This window comes from Microvirga sp. BF8 (assembly GCF_059888585.1).
On record NZ_CM187619.1, the window covers coordinates 561,966 to 579,514 of the forward strand.

Below are 17,549 nucleotides of genomic sequence, written 5' to 3' on the forward strand. Positions count from 1 at the left end.
ATGGCTTCGCTCGACGAACTCTTCGCCGCAGCCAGGGCGATCCAGACTCGCGCCTACGCCCCCTATTCCCGTTTCAAGGTCGGCGCCGCCCTCGCGACGCCGGACGGCCGGATCTTCTCAGGTTGCAACGTGGAGAATGCCGCCTATCCTGTCGGAACCTGCGCGGAGGCCGCCGCCATCGCCGCCATGATCGCTGCCGGTGAAAGCCGGATTGCGACGATCGTCGTCATGGGCGAAGGCGAGCATCTCGTCACGCCTTGCGGCGGATGCCGCCAGCGGATTCGCGAATTTGCCGGACCCGGTACGCCGATCCACGTTGCGGGACCGGAGGGAATCCGCAAAAGCTTCACCCTCGACGCCTTATTGCCGTTTTCATTTGGGCCCGAGAACCTGGATGGCGGATAAGAACACCATGATTCATTCGAATGTTCAGGAAGCGGTCGGGTTCGTACGTGCCAACGGCATCGAAGGCTCGTTCGATGCGGCCATCGTGCTTGGCACGGGGCTGGGCGCCCTGGCCGACGAACTCACGGAGACGGTGAGCCTTCCCTACGCGGAGATTCCCCATTTCCCGAAGAGTGGCGTTTCCGGTCATGCCGGCCGTCTCGTGGCGGGAAGGATGGAAGGGAAGCGCGTCCTGCTGTTTCAGGGACGGGCGCATTATTACGAGACGGGCGATGCAGGCGCGATGCGCGTACCAGTGGCGCTCATCAAGGAACTCGGCATTCCGGCCCTCGTCCTGACCAATGCCGCGGGCTCCGTCCGGGCACAGATCCGTCCCGGCAGCCTCGTCGCCATCGCCGACCACCTCAACCTGTCCGGCACGAACCCGCTGATGCGCGATCATACCGAGCAACGGTTCGTTTCACTGACAGGGGCCTATGACGCAGGCCTGCGGCGAACGCTTCAGAATGCCGCCAATAGGAGCGGAATCGACCTGCCGGAGGGCGTCTATGCCTGGCTGTCGGGCCCGAGTTTCGAGACGCCCGCCGAGATTCGCATGGTGCAGATTCTCGGCGGCGATCTCGTCGGCATGTCGACGGTGCCGGAGGTCATTCTCGCACGATATCACGGCCTCGATGTCGCTGCCGTTTCCGTCGTGACCAATCTGGCAGCGGGAATCGAGGGGGCCTCGCCCTCCCATCAGGAAACCAAGGATACGGCCGCCGAGGCCTCCGACAAATTCAAGCGTCTCATTCGTGCCTTCGTCGCGGAGCTTTCCCATGTCTGATGCCGGTCTCGCCCAGCGCGCCCTGCGCTGCCTCGATCTGACGGATTTGACGGATAACTGCACCGATCAGGCCATCGATGGGCTTTGCACCAAGGCGCAGGATCCGCGCGGGCCGGCCGCGGCCGTCTGCGTCTGGCCGCAGTTCGTGGCCCGCGCGCGCGAGGCACTGAGAGGTTCGCCCGTGCGGATTGCGACGGTCGTCAATTTCCCTGCCGGCGGCGAGGACGTGGCCCGCGTCACGGATGACGTGCGCGAAGCATTGAGCGACGGCGCAAACGAGATCGATCTCGTCATGCCTTACGAGGCGCTGCGGCGGGGAGACATCTCCGTGGTTTCGGAGATGATCGAGGCCGTGCGCGAGGTCGTGGACCAGGGGCGAACGCTCAAGGTCATTCTCGAAACGGGCATGCTCTCCGATCCTGACCTGATCCAGAAGGCGAGCAACCTCGCGATCGACGCGGGTGCCGACTTCATCAAGACGTCGACCGGCAAGACGCCGGTTTCCGCGACGCCGGAAGCGGCGGAAATCATGCTTCGCGCGATCAGGGACTCAGGGCGCCCCGTCGGCATCAAGCCTTCGGGTGGTATCCGCACGGTCGCGGATGCCAAGGTCTATCTCGATCTCGCCGACCGCATCATGGGAGCCGGCTGGGCAAATCCGAAAACCTTCCGCATCGGGGCGAGCAGCGTGTTCGATGCTTTGATCGCGGCGATCGAAGGCCGGCCAGGCAGCGCCGCCGCCGGGATGTACTGACATGACGCTCCTGCCGCAGGAAATCATTCGTCGCAAACGCGACGGTGGCACTCTCGATGCGGAGCAGATTCATGCCTTCATCGAGGGACTGACCTCGGGCCGCGTGTCGGAAGGCCAGGCGGCTTCCTTCGCCATGGCCGTGTTCTTTCGCGGGCTTTCCGTGCCGGAACGTGTGGCTCTGACGCGTGCGATGACTCAATCCGGCGAGGTTCTGGCATGGGATCTTCCGGGCCCAGTGCTCGACAAGCATTCTACGGGGGGCGTCGGCGACACGGTCAGCCTTGCGCTGGGTCCGGCCGTTGCCGCCTGCGGCGGCTATGTGCCGATGATCTCCGGTCGCGGGCTCGGACATACCGGCGGGACCCTCGACAAGCTCGATTCCATTCCGGGCTACGTCTCGCAGCCGGACATCGACACCTTCCGGCGCGTCACGCGGGAGATCGGCTGCGCCATCATCGGCCAGACATCCGCCCTCGCGCCCGCGGACAAGCGGCTGTATTCCATCCGCGACGTGACGGCGACGGTGGAATCGATCGACCTGATCACCGCTTCGATTCTGTCGAAGAAGCTGGCTGCCGGTCTCCAGGGCCTCGTCATGGATGTGAAGTTCGGGTCGGGCGCCTTCATGGACAATGCCGCCGATGCGCGGGCTCTGGCGGAGAGCCTGGTTCTCGTGGCCAATCGCGCCGGCCTGCCGACGAGCGCGCTGCTGACCGATATGAACGAGCCCCTTGCCTCGGCCGCGGGCAACGCGGTCGAGGTGGCCTACATTGCCGATTACCTCACCGGCCGCCGCCGCGAGGCGCGCTTCCACGACGTGACGGTCGCGCTCAGCGCCGAGATGCTGGTCCTGGGCAAGATTGCCGTGGACCTCACCGAGGCTCGGGTCCGCATCGAGGATGCCATCTCCTCCGGCCGGGCCGCCGAAATTTTCCAGCGCATGGTCGTCGCCCTCGGCGGGCCTGCGGATCTTCTGGAGCATCCCGGGAAGCATCTCGTCACGGCTCCCGTCGTCCGCGCAATCCATGCGGAGCGCGGCGGCGTCGTGCAGCGCATTGCGACGCGCGATGTCGGCGTCGCCGTCGTCGCCATCGGTGGCGGGCGAACGCGTCCGCAGGATCCGGTGGACCACGCTGTCGGCCTCACGGAACTTGCGGGAATCGGCGCGTCCGTCGATACGGAACGCCCGCTTGCCATCGTGTACGCGCGGAGCGAGGCGGCCGCCGATGCCGCCGAGCGCGCCGTCCGCGCAGCCTACGTCATCGGAGATGGCCCCGCTCGACCGGGGCCGCTCATCCTCGAACGGATTGGATCTACCGCGTGAGCCTTCTCATCGCCGTCACATGGGAGCCGAAGCCCTGGCTCGAGCGTTTCAAACTGCATTTGCCGGATTACCCCATCGCCGTGCTCGGAGAGGAGTTCGACAGGAGCAGGGTGCGCTATGTGGCCACCTGGGGGCCGAAGCCGGGAAGCCTGTCGGATCTTCCGGCACTCGAAGCCATCTTCTCGCTCGGAGCCGGCGTCGATCACCTGATGGGCTACCCCAACCTTCCCGACGTGCCGATCGTGCGCGTGTCGCAGGACGATCTCACCCACCGCATGAGCGAATATGTGGTGCTGCACTGCCTGATCCATCTGCGCGATCAGCGACGCTACGATGCCGCTCAGCGCGCCAGGCAATGGGATCCGAACCGCACGCCGCCTATCGCCGGTGATGTGCGCGTCGGCGTGATGGGCTTTGGCGTTCTCGGGCAGGATGCTGCGCGCAAGTTGCAGATCATGGGTTTCGATGTCGCCGGGTGGAGCCGCACGCCGAAATCCGCCGATGGCTTCGAGGTGTATTCGGGAGAGGAGGGCCTCGTCCGGTTCCTCGCCCGCACCGATATCCTCGTGAGCCTGCTGCCGCTCACACCCGACACGCGCGGCATCTTGAACGCTGCGCTCTTCAAAGGGCTTGCCCGTGATGGGCGCCTGGGAGGGCCGGTCCTGATCAATGCGGGACGGGGCGGACTTCAGGTCGAGTCCGACATCCTGGCTGCCCTCGACGACGGCACCTTGAAGGCGGCGACCCTCGACGTGTTCCAGGTCGAGCCGCTGCCGCAGGATTCGCCTCTCTGGACGCATCCCCGCGTCACCGTGACGCCGCACAATTCGGCGGTGAGCGATCCTGACATGACGGCGCGCTACATCGCCAAGCAGATCCGCCTGCATGAGGCGGGAGAGCCGTTCCGGAATGTGGTCGATCGCGCGCGGGGGTATTGACGGAGGTCAGATCCAACCGTAGCCGCTCAGGCCGTCCCAGAGCAGCTTGAGGGCCGTGATGGCGAGGAGACCGTAGCACAGACGGTAGAGCTGCTGCTGATTCAGACGCTCGTGCAATCTGTACCCGGCCCAGACGCCGAACGGGATGAACGGCATACAGCAGGCCATGAGAAGCCACAGATCCGCATCCGGCTTCGCCAGCAGCAGCCACGGAGCGGCCTTCATCACGTTCCCCACGGCAAAGAAGGTGCTGAGCGTTCCGGCATAGATCGCCTTCGGCAGCCCAAGCGGCAGAAGGTACATGGCGACCGGAGGGCCGCCGGAATGCGCCACCATCGAGGTGATGCCGGACCCCGTCCCCGCCAGCAGGGCCTTCGCAACGGATCGCGGCCGCTGCGCAATCCTGCCGCCGCCGCGGAGCCACAGCGCGATGAAGACGAGGATGATCAGCGCCATGATGATGGCGACGGCATGCCGGTCGGCGATCTTCAGCAGCAGATATCCTACCGCCATGCCGAGGCTCAGTCCCGGCAGGAGCAGGACGAGGTCCTTTTTCGACCATGTCCCGGGGCGCCAGTAGTACAGGGCAGCGAGATCCATGAGGACGAAAAGCGGCGCGAGCAGCGCACCCGCCGCGATGGGATCCATGACGAGTGCCAGGAGAGGAATTCCGATGATGGCGAAGCCACCCCCGAAGGCTCCCTTCATGAAGGCGATCAGGAAGACGCCCGCGGCAGCGACCAGCAGCACCTCGAAAGCAGGCATCGTTGCAGCGCTCAGTTTCCGAGAGATGCCAAGCGCTTGATCATGCTGATCGGGCCGTAGCTGACCCGGCGGATACGCTCCTCCGCGACAGCCAGGGGCTCGATGAGAACCTGCATCGTATGACCGGTGGCATGGAGGAGGCGCGCCTCGTCTAGCATCACTCCCACATGTCCTTTCCAGAACACCAGGTCGCCGCGTTGCAGGCCCTTGAGGTCGGGCGTAACGGCGACGGGCGTTCCGAGTTGTTCCGCCTGCATGTCGCTGTCGCGGGGCGCCTTGAAGCCTGACGCCGCGAGGGCGACCTGGGCGAGGCCCGAGCAATCGAGACCGATGCTGGTCTTGCCGCCCCAGAGATAAGGCGTGTGGAGCAGGCGCTCCGCCACGGTGACGTAATCGCTCTCCCAGGTGCCGAGCGCGGAGAGGTGAGGGGCATAGACGAAGCCGCCGGTGGCGAGGCGGGCATAGTCGCCCTCGATGTCGATGACAGCGACTTTCGCGTTGAGCGTGAGACAGGTTTCAGAGGGGAGCTTCAGGTTCGGGCCGGGATAGACGAAGGTGCGGATGGCGCTGACCCGATGGGTCGGCTCGGCACCCGGCTCGCCCAAGGCTTCGCTTCGGACATATCCCACATATCCGTCGTCATGGAGCTGTACCCAGGCCCAGCCCTCGTGCTCGTCATAGACCGTCACGCCTTCGCCCCAGATCGCCTGCGTGTCGACCGGCGCCTCGGGGGAGGGGTGGCGGTGGAGCGGCGTGTAGGGTGCGAGGATGCGCCCGGGCGTCCCGGGGGAAAACCGCTCCGCTTCGACCTGCCCGCGCAGCTTTTCGTCGGCCAGGTCGGCGCGGACGGGCGTGATGCGGCGGTCGAAGGTCATAGGGGCAACTCCTTGGCGCGGGCGCTGATGATGTCTCCTAGCCGCTCCACGGCCAGAGCACCAGCAACGGTGCGCTGAATGACGACATTGCGCCGATCCGCCTCATCCCGGCGACGGGAGACCAGATCGAGCTTGCCCATGGTGTCGAGAGCACGGGTGATGACCGGCTTGGTGACATTGAGCTTCTTCGCCAAGCCGCGGACGGTATGGGGCGGCGTCTCGAGATAGATGGTCAGGAGGATGGCGATCTGCCGGGAGGACAGATCGCCGCCCTGATGGACGAGGTCGAGATGGACATCGTGCCAGAGCTTGAGGGATTGGATCGCACGCAGTTCGACAGCCATGGCGGCCCCGTTCGTTTCGGGTCCGGATTATTCGGCCTCGACCCGAGCGGCGCAATGGAAGTCTCCCAGTATGCTTTAGGAACCGTAGCGTTTCCTGAGGAGGGCGTACATGAGCCGGGCGGCCTGGACCTCGCCACCCTCGGGGCGGCCGGGCCGCGTCGCATTGTTCCAGGCGAAGATGTCGAAGTGGACCCACGCCTTCGCGGCGGAGACGAAGCGGCTCAGGAAAAGCGCTGCCGTTACGGACCCTGCCATCGGCCCGCCGGTGTTGTTCACGTCGGCATATTTGGAGTCGAGCTGGCTTTGATAGGAATGCCACAGGGGCATGCGCCAGACGGGGTCGTTCACGGCGTCGCCCTCGCGCGCGACCTCGGCCGCCAGGGCATCGTCCTCCGTATAGAAGGGTGGCAGTTCGGGCCCGAGCGCCACCCGGGCCGCTCCGGTCAGCGTGGCGAAGTCGACCACCAGGTCAGGGTTCTCCTCATCTGCGAGAGCCAGCGCGTCGGCCAGGATCAGCCGGCCCTCCGCATCGGTGTTGCCGATCTCGACCGTCAGGCCCCTGCGGCTCTGGAGGATGTCGCCTGGCCTGAAGGCATTGGCGGAGATCGCATTCTCGACGGCGGGAATGAGCACCCGGAGGCGCACGGGGAGCTTGGCGCCCATGATCATGTCGGCAAGCGCCAGGGCCGCGGCGGAGCCGCCCATGTCCTTGCGCATCATCAGCATGGACGCGGCGGGCTTGATATCGAGTCCGCCCGTGTCGAAGGCGACGCCCTTGCCGATGACGGTAATGCGCGGCGCGTCGGCCTTGCCCCAGGTGAAGTCGATGAGCCGCGGAGCCGTAGCGGAGGCGCGCCCGACGGCGTGGATCATGGGAAAGTTCTGTTTCAGCAGGTCGTCGCCGACGATGCTCTTGAAGGTGGCGCCGTACTTGTCAGCAACCTTGCGTGCCGCGGCCTCGATCCCGTCCGGACCGAGGTCGCTCGTCGGTGTGTTGACAAGATCGCGGCTCGCCGCAACCGCGTCCGCGATCCGCGACACTTCCTCGGCATCGACACCGCGAGGGAGAACGAGCCGCACAACCTTCTGCGGACGCTTGCGGTAGCGATCGAAGGAATAGGCGCCCAGAAGCCAGGCCAGCGTGGCCAGGGCCGGGTCCGGGGGATCCGTCTCGAACCGGTAGGTGCCCTCCGGCAGGAGCGACACGAGTTTGCCGGGCAGGAAGGGATCGGCGCGCTTCGCATCCGCGGCATCGAGGCCGAAGGCCACGCCGAGGAGATTGCCGTCCGTGTCGGGCAGGAGGCAATGGCTGCCGGCCTTGGCTTCGAATTTCTGCGATCTTGCGAAGGCCTGGGCCTGGGCGGGCAGGCTGGCGGCGACTTCGGGCCAGGTCTTGTCGTTGGCCAGCCAGATGGGCAGGGACGCGGTGTCGGATGCAACGAGCAGGGGATGGGGCATGGAGGGATACTCTGGAAGCGACTCAGGCGGGAGGGACGAATACTAAGCGGCTGCATGGCCGATGCCATTCACAAAACAGCGCACCGGAGCATCGGACCTGAAAGTGGGCTCCAGTTTTGTGATTTGTCCGATACCTCTTCCACAAACGGCGCATCGTTCGATGCGACCCGAAGGGCTGCGTCAGCGAAAAGCCGGATCCGCCTTTTCGCACAATGCGCCGGCGAACGGATCGCGGGGAGAGGTTCGTCTCACAGGCGAGGGACGTGGCGGACGATCCGCGACAGGCCGGCGATCAGCGCATCCTTGGACGATCTCGTCTCCGTCGCAACACCATGGCGGGCAAGGGCTTTCGCATAGAGCTCCGCCCGCTGCGCATTGGCAAGGACGGTGACCTTGGAGGGGCGCGGGAACTGGCCGAGGGCGCTGTTGACTTCGTCTCCGGTGAGAAGCCCTGAGAGATAGGGGCCGAGCAAATTCGTCGCCATATGCCCCGAAACCACGGCCGCGCGGGCTTCGAAGAGCAGGTGCAGCAGACCTGCCGGTGCGCCCTTCCTGGGGTCGTTGCGCTCTGCGGCATCGAGGCCGAGGTCGAAGCCGTGGGGATCTTCCGGCTCCGTGGCCGGACGGCCGATCATCGAATGCTCGCGCAGGAGAGCGTACATTTCACCCGTCATCGAGGTGGCGAAGCGCTCGATCCGTCCGGCCTTCATGACGATCCACTTCGGATGCGTGCCCGCGGCGCAGACGATCCCATCCTCCACGTCCGATCCGAGGGCCAGCGTTTCCTCGCCGCGCATGACGTCCGAGGCGCCGGGAACCGGCGCGCAGTGGAGACCGGGCACGATATGTCCCAGCCGCCCACCTCCGACATCGACCGCAATCATCGCCTTCGCGATCTCGACGGGACCTGCCGGACAATCGGCATAGGGTGCGACGACCCAGCCCTCACGGCTCCCCACCATGCCGACGAGAAGAACCGGCGCCGTGGGCTCGGCCTTGAGCCAGTGTCCGCAATGGCGCGCAAAGACGCCGGCATGCTCGCCCGGCTTGAGGGCGGATACGCCTTCCTCGGACGAAACGGTGTCGAGAACCGTCCCGTTCTCGATCAGATAGGCCCGGAAGCGGGTCGTTCCCCAGTCGGCGACGATGAAACGCAAGACCGATATCCCCCTCGATGCGAAGAGAACGGCTCTGATGTTCAGCGCGTTCCGTACATCCTGTCGCCGGCGTCGCCGAGACCCGGGATGATATAGCCGTGATCGTTCAGATGATCGTCGATCGCAGCGGTCCAGATGTGCACGTCTGGATGCGCGCCGCGGAGCTTTTCAATGCCCTCGGGAGCCGCCAGGAGGCATACGAAGCGCAGGTCCTTCGCGCCACGCTCCTTCAGGCGGTCGATGGCCGCGACGGCGGAGTTGGCAGTCGCCAGCATGGGGTCGAGCACGAGCACCATGCGATCCGCCAGATCGGACGGAGCCTTGAAATAATACTCGACGGCCTGGAGCGATTCCGGATCGCGGTAGAGGCCGATATGGGCCACGCGGGCAGCCGGGACGAGGGTGAGCATCCCGTCGAGGAAGCCCACGCCGGCGCGCAGGATCGGGGCGAAGACGAGCTTCTTGCCGGCGATCTGCACACCTTCCATCTTCGTCAGCGGCGTTTCGATCTCGATCCGCTCCACCGGCAGGTCGCGGGTGACTTCGTAGCAGAGGAGCATCCCGATTTCGTTGAGCAGCTGGCGGAAGCCCTTGGTCGAGCGCTCCTTCTCACGCATCAGCGTCAGCTTGTGCTGAACGAGCGGATGGTCGACCACGGTGACGCCTTGCATGCTTTTCAAGCCTTTTATCGTTTTATGCTGATTCATCTAAAACACCGTCCCGTCGCTGATGATGGTCAGAGGGGGCGAACCGTCGCCGCGCCGTTCCTTAGCCAATCTGCGTCCCGTCGCCCAGGTGCCGCCTTCGAGCACTTTTGCGAGCGGAAAGTCTTCCGCCCTCAACCCTAGCGTCCTGCGGACGGGTTCGGCAATCCGGTCGAGCAGCGCCACCGTCAGGGCCCGCCATTCGACAACGAGAGTCGAGTCGACATCGTGCGGGCGCGTCGCCTCGCCCGGATCCTTGAGGGCCAGGACGCCGGAATCGAGGAAGAGGCCACCGTTCCGGTATTCGGGCAGTCCGGTGAGTCCGTCGATATCGATGACCGTGAAGCCTGCCCATTCGAGCGGCTCGATGAGGGAATAGCTCAGCCACTGGGAGAGCTTGTGGAATGGAATCAACCCCTTCGTGTCATCGTCCGCTTCGACGAGGGGATGGCGCCAGGTATCGCCCAGATTGATCCCGCCGAGCACGATGCGTCCCGGCCAGATGGCGCCGAGATAGGTCAGGAGCGCTTCCAGAATCGCGGTTGCCTTGATCTGGCCTTCGCTGTCGGCCGTGGCCGCCACGACATCGAAGAGGCCCCCCGGCCGTGGATCGTCATGCTGGCCGAAAATGTCCGGATTCGTCGCAACGGTTCGCCCGAGGCGGCGGAGGAGCGCGGCGCGTCCCTCGAGGCCGACGAGGGGATTGTCCGCTGAAACCTGGAAGCCTTGCGCGAGGTCCTCTGCCGTGAGGGCCAGAAGCGTCTCCGCGTCCATCCGGAACGGGTCCTCGGCATGGCTCGAGAATGCACCGCTCACGAACATGTCGAAACTCGCCACGGCAAGCCCTTCGGACCGGGCGAACACCTCGCCCGTGCGGCCCTCCTCGTAGCGCCATTGCGGCCCTGCGCCCGCGTCCAGCAGGACGGAGACGATGGCAAGATCGAAGGCGGAGCGCGCCATCTGCGCCGCATCCGCCCAGGGCGCTCCGTGCATGACAGCGTCCCAGCGGTCGTGTCCTCCGGCGGAGAAGTGCCGCCAGCGGGCATGAAACGGAATGTCGAGGGAGGGATAGGCGTCACGGATCGTGGCCACGACTTCATCGGCACAGGCCGGGAGCCGGTCGAGATCGATCGTGAAATGCTGCAGCCTGCCCGCCAGGCCATGGTTCAGAAGCTGATGGGACCGCTCGCGCACCGCCGCCGCATTCAGAAGGGTCCGGGCGGCTTTCGTTTCCGGGGACAAATGAAGCTGATCCGTCACGCAGGGCTCCGTTGCTCTCCTTGGGCTGAGAGCGATAGCACAAGTCGGGGCCCGGCAAGGGATGGTCGCCGGGCCGATTGAGGAGAAGGTTAAGACGAGCGCACCGTGCGGAGAAGTGGGCCCGGTTGTCCGCCATACGCGAAGCGCCGCTCAAACGATGGAGCATCGCATGGGTCCCCGAAGTGCACTCCCCTTTCGGGCGCAATGCTCCCGCGGCGGCTAGAAGCGCTCAAGGTCGCGTCCCTTGATCCGGTCGAGCGCAGCCTGGTCGGGAGCGCCATCGGGCGTGTAGTATCCCGCAGCCTTCTTCGCTTCCAGTTCGACCTGAGCGTCGGGCGGCACCAGTTCCGGCGGGATCGGCACCCGCTCCACCACCTCGATGCCGGAGCCGGTGATGGCGTCGTATTTCATGTTCGACATGGACATCAGCCGGTCGATGCGGCGGATGCCGAGCCAATGCAGCACATCGGGCATCAGTTGCTGGAAGCGCGCATCCTGCACGCCGGCGACGCATTCCGTGCGCTCGAAATAGGTCGCAGCGGAATCGCCGCCTTCCTGCCGTTTGCGGGCATTGTAGACGAGGAACTTCGTGACCTCGCCGAGCGCGCGGCCTTCCTTACGGTTATAGGCGATGACCCCAACCCCGCCCGATTGCGCCTCGCGCACGCATTCCTCGATTCCATGGACGAGGTATGGCCGGCAGGTGCAGATGTCCGAGCCGAAGACGTCCGAGCCGTTGCATTCGTCATGGACGCGGCAGGCGATCCGGCGCCTGGGATCGCCGAGGCCCTCGACATCGCCGATCACGTAGACGGTGATGTTGCCGATGGGGGGCAGGAAGACGCTCATGTCCGGGCGCGTCACCAGTTCCGGGAACATGCCGCCGGTCTGCTCGAACAAGGTGCGCCGCAGCTCGCCCTCGGAGCAGCCGAACCGCGCGGCGACGCCCGGCAGATACCAGACCGGGTCGACGGCGACCTTGGTCACCGAGATATCGCCTGAGCCATGCAGCACGTCGCCATCGGCCTTGAGCCGCTTTGCCCCCATCGCGGCGAGGATCTCCGGCATGTTGAGCCGGGCCTTCGTGATCGCGATGGTCGGGCGGATATCGACGCCGCCCGCGATCTCGTCATTAAAGGTCTGTCCCACCAGATGCCCCCAGGGATCGAGGGAGACGATCTTGCCGGGCTCGGACCATTGCGGATGCGGGCCGATCTCGGCCGTCGGATGGGTGTTGTGCAGGTCGGGGCGCGCGAGGGGATTGAGCGCGCGGGCGGAGATCGCCAGCGCCCGATAGAGCGAATAGGACCCGCCATGGGCGCCGATCACGTTGCGGTCCGCCGGGTTGGTCACGGAGCCGATCACCGGTCCACGCTCGCGCGGGTCGTCGGCTCCCCATCGGATGGGACGGCGAAGGGTGGCCGCATTCGGCTCGGGATGGGACGTCAGCCGAATGTGGGTCGAACGATTGGGCGAGTTCATATGAGCTTCCACGCGAGAACGGGAAGACTCCCCAAGGACCTTCGAACGATCGCTCGGAGCGTCTCCTTACGATCCTTGGAAGACTGATCCAAAGTTACGAGGGCGTCAATGGCCAGAGAGGTCGCCCGTGCCCCATGGGAAAGGTGGTCTCAAAGCCAGGAAGACCCCTTGCCGACATGGCTGACGCCCAGATGCGTCAAAACGCTCGCGCCGATGTCGGCAAGGCTCTCGCGCCTGCCGATGGAACCGGCCCCCGGGCCCGGCCCGAGGCAGAGGATCGGCGTGTGCTCCCGCGTATGATCGGTTCCCCTCCAGGAGGGATCGTTGCCGTGGTCGGAGGTGATGACGACGAGATCGCCGGGTTTGAGCGCTGCCTCGATCTCCGGCACGCGCCGGTCGAAGGCCTCCAAAGCGGCGGCATAGCCCGGAATGTCGCGGCGGTGACCGAACTCGCTGTCGAAATCGACGAGGTTGGTGAAGACGAGGCCGCCTTCGGGCAGGTGTTTCATGGCGTCGATCGCGGCGGTCAGGCAGGCATCGTTGCCATGGGGCTTGATCTCCTTGCCGGTGCTGCGATGGGCAAAGATGTCGCCGATCTTGCCCACGGTCACGATGGGGCGGCCCGCCTTCGCCAGGGTGTCGAGGATCGTGTCGGAGGGGGGCGGGGTCGCGAAATCCTTGCGGTTGCCCGTGCGCGTGAAGCCCGTTTCCGGCGTCCCCAGGAACGGGCGGGCGATCACGCGCCCGATGCGGTAGGGATCGCAGAGCCTGCGCACGATCCGGCAGAGATCATAGAGCCGTTCGAGGCCGAAGGTCTCCTCGTGCGCGGCAATCTGCAGCACGCTGTCGACGGACGTGTAGCAGATCGGCTTCCCGGTCCGCATGTGCTCGGCGCCGTATTCGTCGACGATGACGGTGCCGGAGGCATGGGTGTTGCCAAGGATGCCGGGAACGCCGCCCTGTGCGATGATGGCGTCGGTCAGTTCCTTCGGAAAGCTCGGCTTCGTATCCGGGAAATAGCCCCAATCGAAATCCACCGGCACGCCGGCGATCTCCCAATGGCCGGAGGGTGTGTCCTTGCCCTTGGAGGTCTCGACTCCGTATCCCCAGGCGCCCCGGACCGGACCTTGCGGAGCAAGGCCAGGCGGCATCCTGCCGGTCGAGACCTCGCAGGCGAGGCCGAGGCCGAGGGCGGCCAGATGCGGCAGGTGAAGGTGGCCCTGGCGCAGGCCCGGCCGGTCGCCCCCTCCCTCGGCACAGGCCTCGGCGATATGCCCGACCGTATCGGCTCCCTCGTCGCCATAGGAGCGCGCATCCTCCGCGCCGCCGATGCCGACGGAATCGAGCACGATGACAAGAGCACGAGGCATGATTGCTGATCCTTCAAGCCGGGAGATTCACGATTGATATGTCATATCGATCGAAGAAGCGACGGTTTCAGTGCCGGTGCTGCGCCCCATGCGCGTGTCCATGGCCATGATCGTCGTGATCGCGCTCGTCAGAGGGATGATCATATCCGTCGAGCGGACATTCCGGTCCGTGGCGATGCCCTTCGGGGGCCTTGATCTCGATCTGTAGCGTCGCGTGCCCGATTCCGAAGCGCTCCTTCAGCTCTCGCTGGGTGTCGGCCAGGAAACGGTCGCCCGGATGCCCCTCTGGCATGACGAGATGGACCGTGAGCGCGGTCTCTGTCGTGCTCATGGCCCAGACATGGAGGTGATGAACGCGGGCCACGCCCGGCAGCCCTTCCAGGCATGCCCTCACTTCCGGCACGGAAATTCCGCTTGGGACGCCCTGAAGGGAGAGGGTCAGGGACTGGCGGAAAAGATCCCAGGTCGTCCAGACGATGACGCCGGCGATCACAAGGCTGATCACGGGATCGACCCAGGTGGCACCCGTCCAAAGGATGATGGCGGCCGCGAACACGACGCCGAGCGACACAGCGGCGTCGGCCGCCATGTGCAGGAACGCGCCGCGGATGTTGAGATCGTCCTTGCTCCCACTCATGAACAGATAGGCGGTGAAGCCGTTCACGAGGATGCCGATGCCCGCGACGATCATGACGGTGCCGGCGGCCACGGGCTCGGGCTCGATCAGGCGCTGGACGGATTCCCACGCGATGCCCCCGACGGCGATGAGCAGCAGGAGCGCATTGAAGAGCGCGGCGAGAATGGAACTGGAGCGAAGCCCGTAGGTGAATTTCGGCGTGCGGCTGCGCTTGGCGAGTATGGCTGCGCCCCACGCGATGGCGAGGCCGAGCACGTCGCTCAGGTTATGGCCCGCATCGGACAGAAGGGCCATCGAACCGGCGAGAAAGCCGTAGATTGCCTCGATGGCGACGAAGGCGAGATTGAGCACGATGCCGATGACGAATGCGCGGCCATGACCGACCGCATGAGCATGGCCGTGACTTTGGCTGTGACCGTGATGGGAATGGCCGGCTGAATGCTGATGCGACGGCATATGTTTCACTCGCGAACCGCGTGACGGCTGTCCGCTTCCAGATTGAATGCCGCGGCGAAGAGGGCGCGGGTATAGTCGGTTTGAGGCTTGGCGAAAATCGTCTCCGCCGCACCCTCCTCGACAACCTTGCCATTCTGCATGACGACGACATGGTTGGCGAGGGCGCGCACCACCTTGAGATCGTGGCTGATGAACATATAGGCGAGATTTCGCCGCTTCTGAAGTTCGCGGAGCAGTTCGACGATCTGCGCCTGCACGGACATGTCCAGCGCCGAGGTCGGCTCGTCGAGCATGACGAACTGCGGCTCAAGCGCCATCGCCCGGGCGATGGCGATGCGCTGGCGCTGGCCGCCGGAGAATTCGTGCGGATAGCGGTCCATGGTGGCCGGATCGATGCCCACGTCGTCCAGCGCGCGCGCCACCACGGCACGGCGCTCGGCATAGGACAGGCTGCGATCCTGCACCAGCAGGCCCTCCTCCACGATCTCCGCCACCGACAGGCGGGGTGACAGGGAGCCATAGGGGTCCTGGAAGACGACCTGAAGATCCTTGCGCATGGGCCGGATCTCCCGCGAGCCGAGGGTGTCGATCCGGTTGCCGAGAAACACCACCGGGCCTTCCGATGACACGAGGCGCAGGATCGCGAGGCCGAGCGTCGTCTTGCCCGAGCCGGACTCGCCGACGATGCCCACCGTCTCGCCGCGCCGGACGCGGACGGACACGCCGTCGACGGCCTTCACGTGCCCCACCGTCTTGCGCAGGAAGCCGCGCTTGATGGGGAACCAGACCTTGATCGGCCCCGCCTCGACCACCGTCGGGGCATTGGTCGCCACGGGATTGGCACGGCCCCTCGGCTCGGCGGCCAGAAGCTTCTGCGTATAGGGATGCTGAGGATTGGCGAAGACCTCCGCCACGGAGCCCTGTTCGACGATCTGACCTTTCAGCATCACGCAGACACGGTCCGCCACCTTGCGGACGATGCCGAGATCGTGAGTGATGAACAGCATCGCCATGTTGAGCCGGCTCTTCAGCTCCGCGAGCAGCTTGAGGATCTGCGCCTGCACCGTCACGTCGAGCGCCGTCGTCGGCTCGTCGGCAATGAAGAGATCGGGCTCGTTGGCGAGCGCCATGGCGATCATCACGCGCTGGCGCTGGCCGCCGGAGAGCTGATGCGGGTAGGCGTTCAGGCGGCTTTCGGCATCACGGATTCCAACCAGTGCCAGAAGCTCGAGGGTGCGGGTGCGGGCGGCGCGGTCCGACAAGCCTCTGTGCAGCTTCAGGATCTCGCCGACCTGCCGCTCGATGGTGTGGAGCGGGTTGAGGGAGGTCATCGGCTCCTGAAACACCATCGTGATGTCGTCGCCGCGCACCCGCCGCATGGCATCCTCGTCGGCGGTGAGAAGGTCCTGGCCCTTGAGCAGGATGCGCCCAGACGGATGGGAGGCGGACGGATAGGGCAGCAGCCTGAGGATCGACAGGGCGGAGACCGATTTGCCCGAGCCGGACTCGCCCACCAGTGCCAGGGTCTCTCCCGCCTTGATGTCGAAGGAGACCCGGTCGACCGCGAGCATGTCTCGCCCGTCCTGGCGGAAGGCCACCGAGAGATCCTGAACGGAAAGGAGCGGCTCTGTCATTGGAACGTCTTCCGCGGATCGAAGGCATCGCGCACCGCTTCGCCGACGAAGATGAGGAGGCTGAGCATCAGCGCAATCACGAAGAAGCCGGTCAGCCCCAGCCATGGCGCCTGCAGATTGGCCTTGCCCTGCGCGAGCATCTCGCCGAGCGAGGGCGAGCCGGGAGGCAGGCCGAAGCCGAGGAAGTCGAGGGAGGTCAGGGTGCTGATCGAGCCGTTGAGGATGAACGGCAGGAAGGTCAGCGTCGCCACCATGGCGTTGGGCAGGAGGTGCTTGAACATGATGGTCACGTTCGACAGACCCAGCGCCCGGGCCGCGCGCACATATTCGAAGTTGCGGGCGCGCAGGAATTCGGCGCGCACCACGCCGACGAGCGACACCCATGAGAACAGCAGGAGAATGCCGAGCAGCACGAAGAAGCTCGGCGTGATGATCGCGGAAATGATAATGAGGAGATACAGCGCGGGTATGGCCGTCCAGACCTCGATGAAGCGCTGGAAGAGCAGGTCGACCCATCCGCCGAAATAGCCCTGCACGGCGCCGGCAAGGACGCCGACGACCGACGAGATGCCGGCGAGGATCAGCCCGAACAGGACCGAGATACGAAAGCCGTAGATCAGCCGCGCCACCACGTCGCGGCCTTGGTCGTCCGTGCCGAGCCAGTTCCATTCGATGTCGCGGCACCCCGTGCCGCCGGTGCGCTCCGCGATCGGACGACATTGCTCGTCGCTGAGCATCCACGTCGGCGGAGCAGGTGCCGGAACCGGCAGGTCGAGATTATGGGTGTTGTAGGAGAAGCGGATGGGTGCCCATAGGATCCAGCCGTTCTTGTCGATCTCCTTGGAGATGACGGGGTCGCGATAATCCGTCTGCGCCAGGAAACCGCCGAATTTCTCCTCGGGATAATCCACGAAGATCGGGGCGAGGATCTCGCCCTTGTAGGAGACGAGAAGCGGTCTGTCGTTGGCGATGAATTCCGCGAACAGGCTCAAGACGAACAGGACCATGAAAATCCAGAACGACCAGTAGCCGCGGCGGTTGGCCTGGAAGTTCTTCAGGCGCCGCCGGTTGAGCGGGGAGAGACGGATGAAGCCCTCCCTCGGAAGCGGCGGCGCAACGGGAGCATTGGCAGGAGACGCAACAGGCACGTTCTCGTTCAT

The 17,549-nt window shown here is 65.4% G+C and carries 17 protein-coding genes; 5 read left to right on the top strand and 12 right to left on the bottom strand.

Translation table 11 applies throughout. The features are described from left to right. From cdd to AC522E_RS02590, 5 genes are read left to right on the top strand one after another with little or no spacing between them, the layout of a single operon-like run. Nucleotides 1–405, top strand: coding sequence for a cytidine deaminase (gene cdd / locus AC522E_RS02570; protein WP_500750569.1), 405 nt, complete (start codon nt 1–3; stop codon nt 403–405). A 7-nt stretch (nt 406–412) separates the two neighbouring features. Then, nucleotides 413–1,231 (top strand): purine-nucleoside phosphorylase, encoded by an 819-nt coding sequence (locus tag AC522E_RS02575; protein ID WP_500748839.1) that lies wholly within the window; start codon nt 413–415, stop codon nt 1,229–1,231. Further along, nucleotides 1,224–1,985, top strand: coding sequence for a deoxyribose-phosphate aldolase (gene deoC, locus AC522E_RS02580; protein ID WP_500748840.1), 762 nt, complete (start codon nt 1,224–1,226; stop codon nt 1,983–1,985). Before AC522E_RS02575 ends, deoC begins: the two co-directional genes overlap by 8 nt. 1 nt (nt 1,986) lies before the next feature. Next, the gene (deoA, locus tag AC522E_RS02585; RefSeq protein ID WP_500748841.1) at nt 1,987–3,309 is read left to right on the top strand and encodes a thymidine phosphorylase; all 1,323 of its coding nucleotides are present in this window, start codon (nt 1,987–1,989) and stop codon (nt 3,307–3,309) included. Then, nucleotides 3,306–4,247, top strand: coding sequence for a 2-hydroxyacid dehydrogenase (locus AC522E_RS02590; RefSeq protein ID WP_500748842.1), 942 nt, complete (start codon nt 3,306–3,308; stop codon nt 4,245–4,247). The genes deoA and AC522E_RS02590 overlap by 4 nt, the downstream gene beginning before the upstream one ends. A gap of 6 nt (nt 4,248–4,253) precedes the next feature. Here AC522E_RS02590 and AC522E_RS02595 read toward each other — a convergent pair whose 3' ends face one another. From AC522E_RS02595 to AC522E_RS02650, 12 genes are all read right to left on the bottom strand, one after another. Beyond that, nucleotides 4,254–5,012, bottom strand: coding sequence for a sulfite exporter TauE/SafE family protein (locus AC522E_RS02595; RefSeq protein WP_500748843.1), 759 nt, complete (start codon nt 5,010–5,012; stop codon nt 4,254–4,256). 11 nt (nt 5,013–5,023) lie between these two features. Further along, nucleotides 5,024–5,887, bottom strand: coding sequence for a C40 family peptidase (locus AC522E_RS02600; protein ID WP_500748844.1), 864 nt, complete (start codon nt 5,885–5,887; stop codon nt 5,024–5,026). Continuing rightward, nucleotides 5,884–6,231, bottom strand: a complete 348-nt coding sequence (locus tag AC522E_RS02605) for a MarR family transcriptional regulator (protein ID WP_500748845.1) — start codon at nt 6,229–6,231, stop codon at nt 5,884–5,886. Before AC522E_RS02605 ends, AC522E_RS02600 begins: the two co-directional genes overlap by 4 nt. A gap of 75 nt (nt 6,232–6,306) precedes the next feature. Continuing rightward, nucleotides 6,307–7,689 (bottom strand): leucyl aminopeptidase family protein, encoded by a 1,383-nt coding sequence (locus AC522E_RS02610; protein WP_500748846.1) that lies wholly within the window; start codon nt 7,687–7,689, stop codon nt 6,307–6,309. Between the two features lie 248 nt (nt 7,690–7,937). Beyond that, the gene (locus tag AC522E_RS02615) at nt 7,938–8,846 is read right to left on the bottom strand and encodes a 2-dehydro-3-deoxygalactonokinase (RefSeq protein WP_500748847.1); all 909 of its coding nucleotides are present in this window, start codon (nt 8,844–8,846) and stop codon (nt 7,938–7,940) included. Between the two features lie 41 nt (nt 8,847–8,887). Then, nucleotides 8,888–9,517 carry a uracil phosphoribosyltransferase gene (upp, locus tag AC522E_RS02620; RefSeq protein ID WP_500750570.1) on the bottom strand — a complete coding sequence of 210 codons (630 nt, stop codon included), beginning with the start codon at nt 9,515–9,517 and terminating at the stop codon, nt 8,888–8,890. Between the two features lie 36 nt (nt 9,518–9,553). Continuing rightward, nucleotides 9,554–10,810 carry a URC4/urg3 family protein gene (locus AC522E_RS02625; RefSeq protein WP_500748848.1) on the bottom strand — a complete coding sequence of 419 codons (1,257 nt, stop codon included), beginning with the start codon at nt 10,808–10,810 and terminating at the stop codon, nt 9,554–9,556. Between the two features lie 219 nt (nt 10,811–11,029). After that, nucleotides 11,030–12,292: a GTP cyclohydrolase II gene (locus tag AC522E_RS02630; protein WP_500748849.1), complete on the bottom strand. Its 1,263-nt coding sequence runs from the start codon at nt 12,290–12,292 to the stop codon at nt 11,030–11,032. Nucleotides 12,293–12,441: 149 nt separating this feature from the next. Then, nucleotides 12,442–13,662: a phosphopentomutase gene (locus tag AC522E_RS02635; RefSeq protein WP_500748850.1), complete on the bottom strand. Its 1,221-nt coding sequence runs from the start codon at nt 13,660–13,662 to the stop codon at nt 12,442–12,444. A 67-nt stretch (nt 13,663–13,729) separates the two neighbouring features. Further along, nucleotides 13,730–14,755 (bottom strand): cation diffusion facilitator family transporter, encoded by a 1,026-nt coding sequence (locus tag AC522E_RS02640; protein WP_500748851.1) that lies wholly within the window; start codon nt 14,753–14,755, stop codon nt 13,730–13,732. A 5-nt stretch (nt 14,756–14,760) separates the two neighbouring features. Then, entirely contained in the window at nt 14,761–16,389 is a 1,629-nt protein-coding gene (locus AC522E_RS02645) for an ABC transporter ATP-binding protein (RefSeq protein WP_500748852.1), read from the bottom strand. Next, nucleotides 16,386–17,549 carry an ABC transporter permease gene (locus tag AC522E_RS02650; protein WP_500748853.1) on the bottom strand — a complete coding sequence of 388 codons (1,164 nt, stop codon included), beginning with the start codon at nt 17,547–17,549 and terminating at the stop codon, nt 16,386–16,388. The genes AC522E_RS02645 and AC522E_RS02650 overlap by 4 nt, the downstream gene beginning before the upstream one ends.